Genomic DNA, 15,706 nt, shown 5'->3' on the forward strand with positions numbered 1-15,706 from the left:
ACATTGCGTCGTGTGCGGCCACACGGGAACGGCTGCGGCTAGGCTCGGGAGGGTTATGACGCGAATTATTTCCGGGTTTGCCGGCTCTTTGACCCTGGCCGTTCCCAAGTCGGGCACGCGGCCCACGAGTGATCGCGTACGGGAAGCTATTTTCTCGGCCCTCGACTCGCGGGACGCCGTCTACGGCATGCGTGTGCTGGATTTGTACGCTGGGTCGGGCGCCCTGGGCCTCGAGGCTGCCAGTCGCGGAGCGCGAGTGGTGACGCTGGTCGAGAACGGCTACGGCGCGGCGGCCATGTGTCGCAAGAACGGCGAGGCCGTACAGCGGTCTGCACCGAAGGGCACCGACCTGAAGATTGCGGTTTCCTCGCAGGCGGTCCAGTCATTCTTAGCCGCTACGAAAGAGGGCTTCGACGTCGTGTTCATCGACCCTCCGTATGACCTCAGTGAGATTGAGCTGGGCCACAACTTGAGCGCGCTCGCCCCGTTGTTGGCCGACGACGCGCTCGTGGTACTCGAGCGCAGCTCACGCTCGCCCGAGCCGGAGTGGGGTACGGGACTCGAGCTTGAACGCCGCAAAGACTATGGCGATACGACCGTCTGGTACGCGTCGCCCGTCGAGCAGCCTGCGCCGTAGTTCGAGCGACGGCCAGCACGATTCTCGTACCGGGCGCCGTCACAGTCGATCTAGCCGGCGGAACCGTCCCAGCCGCGATAAGGGTCCCAGCCACCCTGGTCGTGCGGCGCCCCGTCGACGGTGATCGAGCCGGCCGGGAGCGCAATGGATGCCGCGGTGACGATTCCGAGGCGGCGAAAACCGCGCGGCAGTGCCGTGTCTGGCCCGAAGGTGGCCAGCAATCCGTGGTCTTCGCCGCCGCCGAGAGCGACCTCGATGCGATCGCCGAGGCAGGCGGAATCGAAGTCGATGGCCACACCACTGGCCCGGGCGATGCGTCCGGCGTCGATAGCGAGGCCGTCAGAGACATCGAGCATGGCGGTAGCGCCAGCCACGGCAGCGATCGGACCGCTCGTAATGGGCGGCACGGGAGTCAGCTGGGCGGCGACCTCGGCCGGGTGCGTGAGCTTGAGCGCATTGGCGCGAGCGAGGTTGGGCACTCCGTTGTCGTCGACGCCGAGGCGGAACAGCAGCTCGAGGCCAACGCCGGCGTCGCCGAGCCGCCCGGAGAGCGCCACTGTGTCGCCTGGGCGCGCGCCCGAGCGCACGACGGGCGCGCGCCCTTCGAGGTCGCCGAACGCCGTCACAGCGAGGGTCAGCGCGTCGGACGCCGACAGGTCGCCGCCGACCACGCCGCAGCCGGGGGCGAGCGCCTCGCAGCAGTCTCGCAGCCCGTCAGCGATGCCCTCGAGCACCGACACCGGTGTCGATGGCGGAGCCGCGATCGCAACGACCAGGGCGGTCGGGCGAGCGCCCATGGCGGCAACATCGGAAAGATTGGTCGCTGCAGCTTTCCAACCGAGATCGTGCGGTGTCGACCAGGCCAGGCGAAAGTCGGGACCCTGAATCATCATGTCGGTGGTGACGACGAATCGTCCGTCGGACGCCGAGATGACCGCCGCGTCGTCGCCGGGGCCGAGCAGTTCGGCTGCCGCGGTCGGCAGCCGGGGAAAGATTCGTGCGAGCACGGCGCCTTCGCTGAGATCGGCGAGCGTTTCCGAAGCGGATGCCTTCAGCTCGGGCGCACGCGACGGGTTGACCGCTGCAGACGCAGCCGACTCCGGCACGGAAATTTTGGGCGATTGCGATGCTGAAACTGGCGCTGCCGAGGCCAGTCGGGATGGCGTCGCAGGGGCGGGACGCGGGGCATCTGCAGAAGTCGTCATGTAAGAAACGGTAGCCTTAATGCGATGCCTCACCCATTCCTGCTCCTGCGCTCAATTCCCGTACGTTCCGTCGCCGTCTTCAGCGTGCTCGCGAGCTCGCTGCTGCTGGCCGGTTGCGCCGCTGTCGTGCCGTTGACGCCGGCCCCCGATGCCACCAACGTGGCCTGTGCCGACGTCATCGTGCACCTGCCATCCAGCGTCGCCGATGAGGCGGCCCGCGAAACGAATGCGCAGGCGACCGGCGCCTGGGGTGACCCGGCCGCGGTGCTGCTGCACTGTGGCGTGACGGTGCCGGAACCCACGACGCTGCCGTGCCTGAACATCAACGGCATCGATTGGATCGAAGACGACTCCGACGCCCCGACCTACCGGTACACGACGTATGGTCGCGATCCGGCCATCGAAATCGTGATCGACTCTGAACGGGTGAGCGGGTCGACGACGCTCATCGACGTGTCCAACGCGGTCGGATACGTGCCGGCGACTGGTGCGTGCGTCGGCGCGGAAGATCTGGATCTCCCGACTGATGGAGCCACGAGCGCACCCTAGCCTCTGAGCGGAGGTCTCGCGAAGCCGCGTACCGCAGACCGGGTCGCGCTGGTCGATGGCCAGCTTAAGTGCAAAGCGGCTAAATACGACGTCTGGATGGCTCTGCTCCGAGCGCGGCGGCGGGTTGGTTGCCTTCACTTCGCGCTGCGCGGGAGTTGCGCCGCTGCGCGGGATGCCCAACTCCCGCGTACTGGCGCAGTTCCCGCGCGGCGAACTGCGCGGGAGTTCTGGCCAGGCCACAACTCCCGCGCAAGCAGCCTAATACGACGGATGCCGACGGATGCCGACGGAGTCGGCGGGTCAGGAGCCGTGGCGGGCGTGGGCTATGGCCACAGCGATGAGTTCGTCGATCAGCTTGGGATAGGTGTAGCCGCTGGCCAGCCAGCAGCTCGGGAACATCGAGATGCTCGTGAACCCGGGCATGGTGTTGATCTCGTTGATCACCCAGCCGGTCGCGGTGAGAAAGAAGTCCACGCGGGCCAGGCCGGCGCCGCCGATCGCCTCGAACGCGGCAATGGCCAGCCGCTGTACCTCGGCCAGTTCCTCGGGTGCCAGCGGCGCCGGGCAGACCAGGTCGACGCCGGGCGCGTCGAGATACTTCGCGGCAAAATCGTAGAAGTCCCGGCCGGTCACCACTACTTCGCCGGCCGTGGAGGCGCGGGTCGGTTCCCCCGGGCGCCCTTGCAGTACCGCAATCTCGAGCTCCCGGCCGACCAGCCCGGATTCAATCAGCACCTTGTTGTCTTCGGCGAGCCCGACCGTCATGGCCTCGGTCAGTTGGTCCGGGGTCGACACCCGGCTGACGCCGACGCTCGATCCGGCCCGCGCCGGCTTCACAAACGCGGGCAGGCCGAGCTGTTCCAGGGCCGCATAGGCCAAACCGGGAGCCGTTACCCAGTCATCCGCTGTGATGGTGCGCCACGGCGCAACGGGCAGGGTAGCCTGTTGAAAGACGGTCTTGGCGAAGTGTTTGTCCATGCCCAAAGCGGATGCGAGAACTCCCGACCCGACGTAGGGCAGGCCGAGCAGATCGAGCATGCCCTGGATGGTGCCGTCCTCACCGAACGGTCCATGCAAAATCGGGAATATAAGGTCGACCGGGCCAAGCGTTCGCTCACCGGACGCGTCGACGACAGTCAATTCCCGGCTGGACGCGCTCTCCGGCCACCGCACGCGGGTGCCGTTGTCCGCAACGACAGGCAGCGCTGAGGCGTTGAGGGCAAACTTGGCGGGGTCGTTTTCTTCGAGCACAAAGGCACCGTCCCGGGTGATTCCGACCGGGATGACGGTGTACGCATCAGGGTCGAGGGCTGCCAGCACCCCTCCCGCCGTGGCGCAGCTGATCGAGTGTTCGCTGGAACGCCCCCCAAAGAGAAGCACCACCGTGAGCTTGTCCATCGTCAAGTGTCCTTTCGCCCTGCGGTTCGCCGGAGTCAGTTGTGAGGTGCGGCGCAATGTCGCGGGGATTGAGCGTGCCGTCGAGTACCTGACGTACCTGTTCGACGATGGGCATCTCGACGCCCTTGGCGCGTGCGAGTTCCAGAATCGGCTTGACCGAGGCGAGGCCTTCGGTGGTCTGCTGCATCTGCTTGACGACGTCGTTAATGCTGTAACCCTGGCCGAGCAGCCGGCCCGCTGTGTTGTTGCGCGACAGCGGCGACTGACAGGTGGCTATGAGGTCACCGAGGCCAGCCAGTCCGGCCAGAGTCTCGGGCTGAGCGCCGTAGGCGACCGCGAAATCAGTCATTTCGACCAGACCACGCGTGATGATCGAGGCCTTGGTGTTCTCGCCGTAGCCGACGCCGTCGACGATGCCGATGGCGACCGCGATGAGGTTTTTCAGCACGCCGCCGAACTCGGTGCCGATGACGTCGGTGTTGACGTAGGAGCGGAAGTAGCGGTTGGTTGCCAGTTTGGCCACGGCCTGCGCCGTTTCCAAGCTCGCCGAGGAGACGACCGCGCCGGTCGGCTGTTCCTTGGCGATTTCCAGCGCGAGGTTGGGACCACTGATCGCCGCGATGCGATCGGGGTCGATGCGGAGCACCTCTTCGATCACCGAACTCATGCGCATGCCGGTTGCGCGTTCGACACCCTTCATCAGCGAGATGATGATCGCGTTCTCGGCCAAATACGGTTCAACCTGCTTCAGGTTTTCGCGCAGCGACTGGCTGGGCACCGAGACGAACACCATTTCCGCTCCGGCCAGCGCCAGGTCAAGACGGCTCGTGGCGCGCAGCCCGACGGGCAGGTTCACCCCGGGCAGGTAGTCGCTGTTGCGGCGCGCTTCGGAGATTTCCCGGGCCAACTCGGGGCGGCGAGCCCACAGAACGACATCGGCACCGCTATCCGTCAGAATTTTGGCGAAGGTCGTACCCCAACTGCCCGCGCCGAGCACGGCCACCCGGGTGCCTGGTTGAATCTTCGGCAGCTGGGGGGTTCTAGGCTTCAAAACGACCGGTCTCTTTCTGGTTGTGCTCCGCCGGATTCCATCGTTTGACCGGGGCTTTCTCGCCGCGCAAGTCTTCCAGCAACGCAGTGATGGCGAGCATTACGACGGCGGTCGCCTCGTTGAGCGTCGCCGTGTCGAGGCTGCGTCCCCGAAACTGCGCGAGGTCGATCGGGTCGCCGATCTTCACTGTGATGGTCTTGCGCGGAAACAGGTGCACCTTCTTGGAATACCGTTCCATCAGGTGCTGCGTGCCCCAGTGCGCGGCCGGCACGATCGGAATCCCCTGTTCCAGCGCGATGCGCACGGCGCCGGTCTTGCCGCGCATCGGCCACAGGTCGGGGTCACGGGTGAGTGACCCTTCCGGGTACACCACGACGATCTGGCCCTTATCGGCCAGTCGCTGGGCGGCCTTGACCGGCTCACTCCCGCGCACCGATCCGCCGCGCTGCACCGGAATCTGCCCCGATTTGGTCAGCACCCAGCCGATGACCGGGATCTTGAAAACGGATGCCTTCGCCAGAAACCGAGGCAGCCGCCCCAGCTTCCAGGCCACGACCCCCATGACCACAGGGTCGATCTCGCTGTAGTGGTTCGGCGAGAACACGAACGCGCCGCTCCGCGGAAACTTGTGGGCATCGAGAATCTCGTAGCGGGCGGCGAGGTTCATCACCGGCAGAATCAACCCGGCGAGAATCCAGAATGCCGAAGGGCTGCTCTTCTCCGAACGAATTTTGGCAGTCGACTCGGGAGTTGCGGGCACGTCGTTATTTTCAGGCACGCGCCTATTATCCTTCGAGATCGAAGTCCGCCCCCAAAAGCCGCAGCTTGCCGATGAAGTTTTCGTAACCTCGGCTGATGATTCCCACGTTGCTGACCGTGGACGTGCCGTCGGCCGAGAGCGCTGCGATCAAGTGGCTGAAGCCGCCGCGCAGGTCGGGTACGACGATATCGGCGCCGTGCAGCTTGGTCGGTCCGGTGATGACGGCGGAATGGTTGAAATTGCGCTGACCGAACCGGCACGGATGGCCGCCGAGGCATTCCTTGTGAATCTGAATGGTCGCGCCCATTTCGACGAGGGCGTCGACGAAGCCGAAGCGCTGCTCATACACGGTTTCGTGCACGATCGACGTGCCGTGAGCCTTGGTCAGCGCGATGACAAGCGGCTGCTGCCAGTCCGTCATGAAGCCGGGGTGGACATCCGTTTCAATAATGACGGGCTTCAAATCGCCGCCGGGGTGATAGAAACGGATGCCGTCGTCACAGATATCGAAAGCGCCGCCGACCTTGCGGAACACGTTGAGGAAAGTGATCATTTCGGGCTGGCGGGCGCCGCCGACGAAGATGTCTCCGTCGGTGGCGAGGGCCGCTGCAGCCCAGCTGGCGGCCTCGTTGCGGTCGAACAGCGCGCGGTGGTTGTAGCCGAGCAGGCGTTCGACGCCCTCGATGCGAATCACCCGGTCGGTGTCGACCGTGATGATGGCGCCCATCTTCTGCAGAATGTTGATGAGATCCATGATCTCGGGCTCGATCGCCGCGCCCTTGAGCTCGGTGATGCCGTCGGCCCGCACCGCGGTGAGCAGCACCTGCTCGGTGGCTCCGACGCTCGGATAGGGCAGTTCGAGCTTGGCGCCCTTGAGTCCGTTCGGCGCCGACATGCGGATGCCGTTGGGCTGCTTCTCGACGACGGCACCGAACTTACGCAGCACCTCGAGGTGAAAGTCGATCGGGCGGTCGCCGATGCGACAGCCGCCGAGATCGGGGATGAACGCTTCACCGAGGCGATGCAGCAGCGGGCCGCAGAACAGGATCGGGATGCGCGAGGAACCGGCATGGGCGTCGATCGCGGCGAAGTGCGCGCTCTCCACGTCAACCGGGTCGAGGACCAGGGTTCCGGGTTCGTCGCCCTCGGTGACCTTGACGCCGTGTACCTCGAGCAGCCCGCGAACGATCCGAACATCGCTGATATTCGGAACGTCCTTGAGCACGCTCGGGGTCTCACCGAGGAGGGCGGCGACCATGGCCTTGGTGACGAGGTTCTTCGCCCCCTTCACCTCGATGCGGCCGACCAGGGGAATTCCCCCTCGAATGGTGATCTTGTCAGCGGTCAGGCCGACGGATGCTCCGTGGTTCGCAGCGCTCCCCCGCTCATTCGCGTCGTCGTGGTTTCGAGCGTCGTTCAACTTCTTCGCCTCGTCGGTTTCGCTACGATCTGTTTCGCGCAGAGTGCTCACAAGTTACCTGTCCTGGTGCAAATTAGTGCAAATGCAAATTACATCAAATTAATTCTGGAAGATTCGGGGGAAAGGGCGGGAAGGGTGCGGGGCAACCAGGATTCGCGTTTGGTTTCAAATTCACTGATTCGCGCTTCGTCACGCAGGGTCAGCCCGATGTCATCCAGACCTTCGAGCAGCCGCCATCTAGTGTAATCATCGATTTCAAAATTCACCGTCAGATCGCCGACACGCACGATTTTACTGACCAGATCCACGGTCAACTCCACGCCCGGATCGCACTCGACCAGGTTCCACAGGGTTTCAGCATCCGCTTCGCTGATCTGGCCGGCGAGCAAGCCCTGCTTGCCCGAGTTGCCGCGAAAGATGTCGCCGAAGCGGGGGCTGAGCACTACGTCGAAGCCGTAATCGCGCAGCGCCCAGACGGCGTGCTCCCGCGAGGAACCGATGCCGAAATCGGCGCCGGCGATGAGTACCCGACCGCCCTGGTACTCCTTCTTATTGATCACGAATTCGGGGTCGAGGCGCCAGGCTGCAAACAGGGCGTCTTCGAAGCCGGTGCGCGTGACACGCTTGAGGTGCACGGCCGGGATGATCTGGTCAGTGTCCACGTTGGATCGGCGCAGCGGCACCGCGATGCCGGTGACGGTAGTGAATTTCTGCATGTTGCTTAGTCTCCATCCTGAACGAGGTCCCACGGGCTTGAGAGCGTGCCGCGAATGGCCGTGGCGGCCGCGACGAGCGGCGACACCAGGTGGGTACGCCCGCCCTTGCCCTGTCGTCCTTCAAAGTTTCGGTTACTGGTCGACGCGCAGCGTTCGCCGGGTTCGAGCTGATCGGGGTTCATGCCGAGGCACATCGAGCAGCCAGCGAAACGCCATTCGGCGCCGAAATCGAGAAAGATCTGGTCAAGCCCTTCGGCTTCGGCCTCGATGCGTACCCGGGCCGAGCCAGGAACGACCATCATGCGCAGTCCCTCCGCTTTGCTCTTGCCCTTGATGATCTCGGCGGCGGCCCGCAGGTCTTCGATCCGGCTGTTGGTGCAGGAGCCGAGGAAGACGGTATCGACCCGAATCTGCTTCATCAGCGTTCCGGCCGTCAGGTCCATGTATTCCAGGGCCCGCTCGGCCGCCGAGCGCTCATTGGCGTCGACGATTTCGGCGGGGTTCGGCACCGATCCGCTCAGCGAGACGCCCTGGCCGGGGTTGGTACCCCAGGTCACGAAGGGTTCGAGCTCGTTGGCGTCGATGATGACCTCGGCGTCGAAGCTGGCACCCTCGTCGGTGGCCAGGGTCTGCCAGTACGCGACGGCCGCGTCCCAGTCGGCGCCGCGCGGTGCGTGGGCGCGACCCTTGAGGTAGTCATAGGTGACCTGGTCGGGCGCGACCATGCCGGCGCGGGCGCCGGCCTCGATCGACATGTTACAGATGGTCATGCGGCCATCCATGGAGAGAGCGCGAATGGCCTCGCCACGGTATTCGAGCACGTAGCCGGCTCCGCCGCCGGTGCCGATCCTGGCGATCACGGCGAGGATGATGTCCTTCGCGGTGACCCCGGTGCGCAGTGCGCCGTTGACGGTGATCGCCATAGTCTTGAACGGGTTCAGCGGCAGCGTCTGGGTCGCCATGACGTGCTCGACCTCGCTCGTGCCGATGCCGAGCGCCATCGCTCCAAAGGCTCCGTGGGTGGAGGTGTGCGAATCGCCGCAGACCACGGTGATGCCGGGCTGGGTCAGGCCGAGCTGCGGGCCGACGACGTGCACGATGCCCTGCTCGATGTCACCAAGCGAGTGCAACCGTACCCCGTATTCGGCGCAGTTGCGACGCAGCGTCTCGATCTGGGTGCGGCTGGTCGGGTCGGCGATGGGCTTGTCGATCGCGAGCGTGGGTGTGTTGTGGTCTTCGGTCGCGATGGTCAGATCCGGCCGGCGCAGCGGCCGGTTGGCCAGGCGCAGTCCGTCGAAGGCCTGCGGGCTGGTCACCTCGTGCAGCAGGTGCAGGTCGATGTAGATCAGGTCGGGGGTTCCGTCTTCACCCTTGGTGACGAGGTGCTTGTCCCAGACCTTCTCGGCGAGCGTGCGCAGGCCGGCGTCGGAACTAATGGTCGAAGTGGGTATTACGTTGGTCATTTTGAGCGTCTTCCTCACGAATCGATGGCAGCCACGCCGAACGCCGCGACGAGGGAGGCCTCAGTACAGGGACTCGTCGCGGCAGATAAGAAGTCGGTTCAGCACCACGGATTCAGGGTAACACCTCCCCCGCAGGCCCGGTTCGCGCTGCTCAGCTGACCGTCGACTCCACGTAGACGACGCTCACGTTGTCACGTCCACCGTGTTCGATCGCAGCATCGACGAGAATGTCGGCCATGCTGCGCCCGTCAACAGCCGAGTGGATGTCCGTGGCCAGCAACCGCGCAATCGTCACGTCGTCGAGTTCCTTGGTCAGCCCGTCGGAGCAGATCAGGAACGCCTGCTCCCCCGAAGCGGGTAGCAGCCAGACATCCGCGTCGACAAATTCGTCGGCGCCGATGGCCCGGGTGATGACATTGCGTTCCGGGTGATTCTCGGCATCCGCTCGAGAAATCAGGCCGGCATCGACCATCTCCTGCACTGCGGAGTGGTCGATCGACAACTGGGTCAAAACGCCATCGGACCAGGTATAAACCCGGGAATCTCCGACGTTGAAGGCCATCCAGTGATAACCGACCTCGTCGCCGGCATCGACCAGCGCGATCCCGGCCAGGGTCGTTCCCGACACAGCGGTGCCCGAGTCGCCTTCAGCGCTGAGATCACGCACGGCATCGTTCGACGAGTGGATGGCATCCAGAATGCGCTCCGGGGTGGACGGCAGGTCGCGGGCGATGTGCTCGTCAAACACGCCCAGCACGGTCTGACTGGCGACGTCACCCTGGGCGTGTCCGCCCATGCCGTCGGCCACCAGAAAGACCGGAGACTGCGCGAGAACGCTGTCCTCATTTACCTTGCGTACGTTGCCCACCTCGCTGCGCACGCTGAACACGAGACTGGCGGTGCTGCTGGAAAATTCGATGGTGCTCTGTTGATTCAGAGTCATGAATCCTCCGTTCGCCGCCATCTGGCCTCGTTCAATCATTCCCCAGCGTTGACCGAAATCTCTTCGGCGAGCGTGTGCCCACGCTTGAGGGCATCGTGACGGGCCTTGATCAGGCTCGCAATCGTTGCCACGGCCATGCTACCGATGATCACGCCGAGCGAAGTCCAGGTGTCGATCTCGGGTGCCCACAACATGGGGTCGCCGCCGTTGATGAAGAACACCTCGTTGGTGTGCATCGCGTGCAGCACGAGCTTGACGCCGATGAAGCCGAGGATGACGGCGATACCGTACTTGAGGTATTCGAGGCGTTCGAGCAGTCCGCCGAGCAAAAAGTACAGCTGCCGCAGGCCCATAAGGGCGAAGAGATTGGCCGTGAAGACGATGAACGGGCTTTGGGTGATGCCGAAGATCGCCGGAATGGAGTCGAGCGCGAAGATGAGGTCGGTCGTACCGATCGCGATGAACACGATCAGCATCGGGGTGAAGACCTTCTTGCCGTCGATCAGCGTGCGCACCTTGGAACCGTCGAATTCCGAGGACATGCTAATGCGCCGACGGAGCAAACGGATGACGCCGTTTTCTTTCTCTTCGGTTTCTTCCTCCGACGAGAACGCCTGCTTCACCGCGGTGTAGAACAAGAACGCGCCGAAGATGTAGAAGATCCAGGCGTAACTCTCGATCAGCTGGGCACCGAGCAGAATGAAGATTCCACGCAGCACGAGGGCGATGATAATGCCCACCATCAGCACTTCCTGCTGGTACTTTCTCGGCACCGAGAACCGGGCCATGATGATCACGAAGACGAACAGGTTGTCGATCGACAGGCTGTACTCGGTAAGCCAGCCGGCCAGGAATTGGCCGGCGTGTTCGGCGTCGCCCAGCACCAGCATCAGGAGCGCGAAGATCAGCGCGAGTCCCACATAGAAACCGACCCACAGGCCGGCCTCTCGCATGCTCGGAACGTGCGGGCGCTTGTAGACGATGAGCAGGTCGGCGACCAAAATCAGGGTCAGAACGACGAGGGATCCGGCTTCGAACCAGAGAGGGAGAGCGAGTTCCACGGGGGCCTTTCAAGAAATGACGGGAGTCAGGTGTTACAGAACCCGAAAGTCTCTCCCGCACCGAAAGCATCCGTTCGGAGCCCATCGATACCACCGCGACCGGGGCCCCGCCAGTGCGGCCCGTATTGACGATCGCGACATAGGACCCGATCGGGCCCAGAGGGATACTCCCCTTCGCTTGCAGAATTCTAACAGTGCGCTGGTCGCGCCCAGCACTCGACCCCGGTCGCCGCGGCGCCACCTATAGTTGGACCTTATGACTATGGACCGGGTTCGATGACGGCCGCTGGCCCCCCGCGCGAGTATCTCGACTGGTCCGAAAACGGAGTGTCGACCTCCGCGCTCTGGCGATCAGCCAACGGCGCCCCGGCCCCGAAACGTGTCGTGCCGGTTGACGACACCATCACAGCGGATGCCGCCTACCGGCTGGCCTCACAGGGTGTCGCCCTGCTCTGGACCGGCGATTTTCAGAACGCCCGCCAGATTCTGACCGCTCTGGAACACCGCACCCGGCCCCGCCCCGACAAAACCCAGCGCACCACCGCCGAACTGTTCTATCGCTACCGGCAGAACCGATCGCACCGGGCGCGCATTCTCAGCCTGCTGCTGGTCCCGCTGGAGATCGGCAACATCATCGGACTGCGCCGGGCTCCCGACGTGGTCGCCGCCACAGTGGATGCCTATGGGAGCATCGCGGAGGCATCCGTTGTGTCGCTGCACGAGGTGCTCGGCACGATCGGTGCACACCAGTGGCGCACCAAGGGCATTCGCGTCGCCGCGCTGAACGCCTCGATCTACCCGCACTACGGCACCTTCTTTCCGGTGCGCAGCGAATACGTCGATCTCGTGGCGACGGCTCCGCTGGCCGCGCCGCGGGTGGCCTTCGACATCGGCACCGGCACCGGAGTGCTCGCGGCGGTGCTGGCGACCCGGGGCGTACCACGGGTGATCGCGACCGATCTCGAACCGCGCGCCGTGGCATCCGCTCGAGAAACGGTGTCCCGACTGGGGCTCTCCGGGCGCATCGAGGTGCAGCTGTCCGACCTGTTTCCCGAGGGGCGTGCCGATCTGATCGTCTGCAACCCGCCGTGGATTCCGGCGACCGCGCATTCCCTGCTCGACGCTGCCGTCTACGACCCCGGCTCGCGCATGCTCAAGGGCTTCCTGGCCGGCGTGATCGACCATCTGGAGCCGAACGGTGAGGTCTGGCTGGTGCTCTCCGACTTTGCCGAACTGGTCGGGCTGCGCACTCGCGCTGACCTCATGACCGTGATCGACACCGCCGGCCTGCGGGTGATCGGTGCGCTCGAAGCGGCCGCCGTGCACTCCCGGGCGACCGACACGAGCGACCCGCTGCACGCCGTGCGCCAGAGCGAGGTCACCTCGCTCTGGCGTCTTCATACCAAATAGACCGCTTAAACAAAAACGCCCGGCCCCTTCAAGAGAAGGAAGCCGGGCAATTGTGACCCCAGCGGGATTCGAACCCGCGTTACCGCCGTGAGAGGGCGATGTCCTAGGCCGCTAAACGATGGGGCCGTTTTTGCAACTTACCGAGTATGCCACACGGACCAGCGCAGTTCCAAACTGAGCGCACACGGCGCGTCGTGACAGCGGCAAAACAGCAATCACGACAGCGGATGCTGTTGCGCCACGACTCGAATCGCGGTTAGCTCGGGGACATGAAATTGACCAAGCTGGAGCATGCCGCCCTGATCCTCGAGCTCTCGGGCAAGAAGCTCTACATCGACCCCGGTTCGTTCACCACGGCGCTTACCGGCACGGCGGGCGCCGTAGCCGTCGTTATCACCCACGAACACGCCGACCATTGGACCCCGGAACAGCTGGGCCGGATCGTCGAAATGAACTCCGACCTGCGCATCTTCGCGCCGGCCGGAGTCGCTCGGGCGATCGCCGCCTTCGATGCCGATCTCGAGGTGACGACGGTGCAGGCCGGGGACGAGATCGAGGTCGCCCCGTTCAGCCTGCGCTTCTTCGGGGCGACGCACGCGATCATTCACGAGTCGATTCCGGCCATTGACAACGTTGGAGTGCTGGTCAATGACGAGTTCTACTACGCCGGTGACGCCTTCACGGTTCCCGAGGGCGTCACGGTCGGCACACTCGCCGTTCCGGCCGCGGCGCCCTGGATGAAAATCAGTGAGGCGATGGACTACGTTTTGGCCGTCCAGCCGAAGCGCAGTTTCACGACCCACGAGATGCTGCTATCCCGGGCCGGGAAAGACCTGTCCAACGCACGAATCCAAGGTGTCACCGAGCAGGGTGGCGGCGAATTCTTCGCCCTGGAACCGGGAGACAGCCTCGATCTGTAGCTGCGACAGCGCACTTCCCCTCAGCCAATTTGCAGCTACTGCAAATTACAGTGCAGTTACTGCATTTTGTAGGATCTAGCACCGAACTGAGGGACGCCCGATGGACTCCGAGTGGGTAATTGATGCGCAAGGCCTGGAGAAATCCTACGGCTCTGGCACGAGCCGGTTCGACGCGCTGAAGGGCGTGTCCGTGCAGATCGCGCCGGGCGAGACCGTGGCGATCGTCGGCAAGAGCGGGTCGGGCAAGTCCACCCTCATGCACCTGCTCGCGCTGCTCGACGAACCCGACAAGGGAACACTGCAGGTCGCCGGCCAGGACGCCAAGTCGCTGTCCAAGCGCGCCGTCAACGAACTGCGCAATAAGGAATTCGGCTTCGTCTTTCAGCAGTTCTTTCTCACCCCAAACGTGAGCGTGCTCGACAACGTCATCCTCCCGCTCAAGATCGCCGGTATGGGCGGCAAGGAACGCCGCCGCATCGGCATGCAGGTTCTTACGCAGCTCGAGCTCGCCGACAAGGCCAGCAACAAGGCCACGACTCTCTCGGGCGGGCAGAAGCAGCGCGTCGTCATCGGACGAGCCCTGGTCAATTCGCCGCGCGTGATCTTCGCCGACGAACCGACCGGCAACCTCGACACCGCCACCGGCGCCGTCGTCGAAGACATCCTGTTCGAGCTGAACCGCAGCCAGGGCATCACCGTCGTCATCGTCACCCACGACGAGGATCTCGCCGCCCGCTGCGACCGCCAGATCTACATTCGCGACGGACTCATCGTCTCCCAGCTGGCCACCCACGCCCCCGCAGCACACAGCACTGCAGCAATGAACACCGCCGGAGGCGCAGTATGAGAACCAAAGACCTCGTCGCCACCGCGATCTCCAACACCTTTCGCAGCAAGCTCCGCACCACGCTGACCGTGCTGGCCATCTTCGTCGGCGCCTTCACCCTCACCCTGACCAACGCGGTCGGCGCCGGCGTCAGCCAGTACGTCGACGCCCAGGTCGGTGCCCTCGGCTCGCCCGACGTGTTCATCATCACCCAGGCCAGCGCTGCGACCGCCGCCGGCGACGGCCCGGTCGAATATGACGCCGAGAGTTCCGCGTCGGTCTCCAGTCGGCAAGGTCCCCCCGGCACCACGACCAAGGCTCTGACGGATGCCGACCTCCGGGCGATCGCCGAAACGTCCGGCATCGAGTCGGTCGACCCGATCCGTTCGGTGCAGCCCGACTACGTCGAATATGACTCGGGCACACGGTACGAGTTCAGCATCAATGCCACCTCGGCGGTGACCACGGCCGACCTCACGGCGGGCGCGCAGCTCGACGGCAGTGCCGAGGAGGCGCAGCTGGTGCTGCAGGACACCTTTGTGACTCCGCTCGGCTTCGCCTCCGCGGATGACGCGGTGGGGGCATCCGTTTCTATTGGGATCACCGACATTCTCGGCGAGAAGCACGTGGTCGACGCCACCGTCGTCGGCGTCTCGCTCGAGAGTCTGCTCGCTGCCGGTGCCGGGGCCAACGATGCCCTGATCGCTGAACTGGCCGACGCGCAGTCCGGCGGCATCGACACCGCTGTCACGAGCTACGGCGTGGCCGTCGCCCACTTCGATACCGCGCTCTCTGCCGAGGGCATCAGCGCGCTCAAGGCCGACCTCGCGACCGAGGGCTATTCCGCCAGCACCATCGAGGACCAGCTCGGCGCTGTGCAGACCGTGATCAACGGCATCGTCGGTGTGCTCAACGCCTTCGCCGTGATCGCCCTGATCGCCGCGGCATTCGGCATCATCAATACCCTGCTGATGAGCGTGCAGGAACGCACCCGCGAGATCGGCCTGATGAAGGCCATGGGCATGAGCGGTGGCAAGGTTTACACCCTGTTCAGCCTCGAAGCCATTTTTATCGGGTTCCTCGGCAGCGCCATCGGGGCCGGTGTGGCCATCGGCCTCGGCTCTGCGCTGAGCGCCGTGCTGTCGCAGGGCTTCCTCTCCGGGTTGCCCGGGCTGAATATCCTATTGTTCGAACCGATGTCGGTGGCCTTCGTCATTCTGCTGGTCATGGTGATCGCGTTCCTCTCGGGAACCCTTCCGGCCCAGCGAGCCGCCAAGCAGAACCCGATCGAGTCGCTGCGCTACGAGTAGCGCCGGCAATCCGATAAAGCACACCGATGAACCAGGA

The 15,706-nt window shown here is 64.5% G+C and carries 15 protein-coding genes and 1 tRNA gene; 6 read left to right on the forward strand and 10 right to left on the reverse strand.

Features of this window, described 5'->3' with window-relative positions:
* Window positions 1–55 precede the first annotated feature (55 nt).
* Window positions 56–637 (forward strand): 16S rRNA (guanine(966)-N(2))-methyltransferase RsmD, encoded by a 582-nt coding sequence (rsmD, locus tag CXY80_RS11515; RefSeq protein ID WP_104132594.1) that lies wholly within the window; start codon window positions 56–58, stop codon window positions 635–637.
* A gap of 50 nt (window positions 638–687) precedes the next feature.
* On the opposite strand, the gene thiL is transcribed toward rsmD, so the two are convergent.
* On the reverse strand, window positions 688–1,692 hold the full coding sequence (thiL, locus tag CXY80_RS11520) for a thiamine-phosphate kinase (RefSeq protein WP_233195332.1): 1,005 nt from the start codon (window positions 1,690–1,692) through the stop codon (window positions 688–690).
* Between the two features lie 174 nt (window positions 1,693–1,866).
* Between thiL and CXY80_RS11525 the strand changes: the two genes are divergently transcribed.
* On the forward strand, window positions 1,867–2,391 hold the full coding sequence (locus tag CXY80_RS11525; protein WP_104132596.1) for a DUF3515 family protein: 525 nt from the start codon (window positions 1,867–1,869) through the stop codon (window positions 2,389–2,391).
* Between the two features lie 300 nt (window positions 2,392–2,691).
* Here CXY80_RS11525 and CXY80_RS11530 read toward each other — a convergent pair whose 3' ends face one another.
* The 8 genes from CXY80_RS11530 to CXY80_RS11565 form a co-directional block, all read right to left on the reverse strand.
* Complete coding sequence (locus CXY80_RS11530; protein ID WP_104132597.1) at window positions 2,692–3,789, reverse strand: D-alanine--D-alanine ligase family protein; 1,098 nt, start codon at window positions 3,787–3,789, stop codon at window positions 2,692–2,694.
* Window positions 3,689–4,840: an NAD(P)H-dependent glycerol-3-phosphate dehydrogenase gene (locus CXY80_RS11535; protein ID WP_233195303.1), complete on the reverse strand. Its 1,152-nt coding sequence runs from the start codon at window positions 4,838–4,840 to the stop codon at window positions 3,689–3,691. The genes CXY80_RS11530 and CXY80_RS11535 overlap by 101 nt, the downstream gene beginning before the upstream one ends.
* On the reverse strand, window positions 4,830–5,600 hold the full coding sequence (locus CXY80_RS11540) for a 1-acyl-sn-glycerol-3-phosphate acyltransferase (protein ID WP_233195304.1): 771 nt from the start codon (window positions 5,598–5,600) through the stop codon (window positions 4,830–4,832). The genes CXY80_RS11535 and CXY80_RS11540 overlap by 11 nt, the downstream gene beginning before the upstream one ends.
* Before the next feature lie 25 nt (window positions 5,601–5,625).
* The gene (murA, locus tag CXY80_RS11545) at window positions 5,626–6,948 is read right to left on the reverse strand and encodes a UDP-N-acetylglucosamine 1-carboxyvinyltransferase (RefSeq protein WP_233195338.1); all 1,323 of its coding nucleotides are present in this window, start codon (window positions 6,946–6,948) and stop codon (window positions 5,626–5,628) included.
* Between the two features lie 161 nt (window positions 6,949–7,109).
* Complete coding sequence (gene leuD / locus CXY80_RS11550; RefSeq protein ID WP_104132598.1) at window positions 7,110–7,736, reverse strand: 3-isopropylmalate dehydratase small subunit; 627 nt, start codon at window positions 7,734–7,736, stop codon at window positions 7,110–7,112.
* A gap of 5 nt (window positions 7,737–7,741) precedes the next feature.
* Window positions 7,742–9,199, reverse strand: coding sequence for a 3-isopropylmalate dehydratase large subunit (gene leuC / locus CXY80_RS11555; RefSeq protein WP_104132599.1), 1,458 nt, complete (start codon window positions 9,197–9,199; stop codon window positions 7,742–7,744).
* A gap of 151 nt (window positions 9,200–9,350) precedes the next feature.
* Window positions 9,351–10,142: a PP2C family serine/threonine-protein phosphatase gene (locus CXY80_RS11560; protein WP_104132682.1), complete on the reverse strand. Its 792-nt coding sequence runs from the start codon at window positions 10,140–10,142 to the stop codon at window positions 9,351–9,353.
* A gap of 35 nt (window positions 10,143–10,177) precedes the next feature.
* Window positions 10,178–11,203 carry a TerC/Alx family metal homeostasis membrane protein gene (locus tag CXY80_RS11565; protein ID WP_092449257.1) on the reverse strand — a complete coding sequence of 342 codons (1,026 nt, stop codon included), beginning with the start codon at window positions 11,201–11,203 and terminating at the stop codon, window positions 10,178–10,180.
* A gap of 276 nt (window positions 11,204–11,479) precedes the next feature.
* On the opposite strand from CXY80_RS11565, the gene CXY80_RS11570 reads away from it, so the two are divergent.
* Complete coding sequence (locus CXY80_RS11570) at window positions 11,480–12,613, forward strand: class I SAM-dependent methyltransferase (protein WP_104132600.1); 1,134 nt, start codon at window positions 11,480–11,482, stop codon at window positions 12,611–12,613.
* Window positions 12,614–12,666: 53 nt separating this feature from the next.
* On the opposite strand, the gene CXY80_RS11575 is transcribed toward CXY80_RS11570, so the two are convergent.
* Window positions 12,667–12,739 (reverse strand) — tRNA-Glu (locus CXY80_RS11575).
* A 143-nt stretch (window positions 12,740–12,882) separates the two neighbouring features.
* Between CXY80_RS11575 and CXY80_RS11580 the strand changes: the two genes are divergently transcribed.
* The 3 genes from CXY80_RS11580 to CXY80_RS11590 all read left to right on the forward strand — a co-directional run bounded on the left by CXY80_RS11580 (window position 12,883) and on the right by CXY80_RS11590 (window position 15,669).
* Window positions 12,883–13,533 carry an MBL fold metallo-hydrolase gene (locus CXY80_RS11580; protein ID WP_104132601.1) on the forward strand — a complete coding sequence of 217 codons (651 nt, stop codon included), beginning with the start codon at window positions 12,883–12,885 and terminating at the stop codon, window positions 13,531–13,533.
* 100 nt (window positions 13,534–13,633) lie between these two features.
* Window positions 13,634–14,380, forward strand: a complete 747-nt coding sequence (locus CXY80_RS11585) for an ABC transporter ATP-binding protein (protein WP_104132602.1) — start codon at window positions 13,634–13,636, stop codon at window positions 14,378–14,380.
* Entirely contained in the window at window positions 14,377–15,669 is a 1,293-nt protein-coding gene (locus CXY80_RS11590; RefSeq protein WP_104132603.1) for an ABC transporter permease, read from the forward strand. Before CXY80_RS11585 ends, CXY80_RS11590 begins: the two co-directional genes overlap by 4 nt.
* The last annotated feature ends 37 nt before the right edge of the window (window positions 15,670–15,706 follow it).

Source organism: Cryobacterium sp. M91 (assembly GCF_002929615.1).
In the GTDB taxonomy this organism is placed as follows: domain Bacteria; phylum Actinomycetota; class Actinomycetes; order Actinomycetales; family Microbacteriaceae; genus Cryobacterium; species Cryobacterium levicorallinum.

Excerpts from the sequence above, each read along its gene's own strand:
- rsmD (WP_104132594.1), top strand. The coding sequence starts at position 56 with ATGACGCGAATTATTTCCGGGTTTGCCGGCTCTTTGACCCTGGCCGTT.
- CXY80_RS11525 (WP_104132596.1), top strand. The coding sequence starts at position 1,867 with ATGCCTCACCCATTCCTGCTCCTGCGCTCAATTCCCGTACGTTCCGTC.
- CXY80_RS11530 (WP_104132597.1), bottom strand. The coding sequence starts at position 3,789 with ATGGACAAGCTCACGGTGGTGCTTCTCTTTGGGGGGCGTTCCAGCGAA.
- leuD (WP_104132598.1), bottom strand. The coding sequence starts at position 7,736 with ATGCAGAAATTCACTACCGTCACCGGCATCGCGGTGCCGCTGCGCCGA.
- leuC (WP_104132599.1), bottom strand. The coding sequence starts at position 9,199 with ATGACCAACGTAATACCCACTTCGACCATTAGTTCCGACGCCGGCCTG.
- CXY80_RS11560 (WP_104132682.1), bottom strand. The coding sequence starts at position 10,142 with ATGACTCTGAATCAACAGAGCACCATCGAATTTTCCAGCAGCACCGCC.
- CXY80_RS11570 (WP_104132600.1), top strand. The coding sequence starts at position 11,480 with ATGACGGCCGCTGGCCCCCCGCGCGAGTATCTCGACTGGTCCGAAAAC.
- CXY80_RS11580 (WP_104132601.1), top strand. The coding sequence starts at position 12,883 with ATGAAATTGACCAAGCTGGAGCATGCCGCCCTGATCCTCGAGCTCTCG.
- CXY80_RS11585 (WP_104132602.1), top strand. The coding sequence starts at position 13,634 with ATGGACTCCGAGTGGGTAATTGATGCGCAAGGCCTGGAGAAATCCTAC.
- CXY80_RS11590 (WP_104132603.1), top strand. The coding sequence starts at position 14,377 with ATGAGAACCAAAGACCTCGTCGCCACCGCGATCTCCAACACCTTTCGC.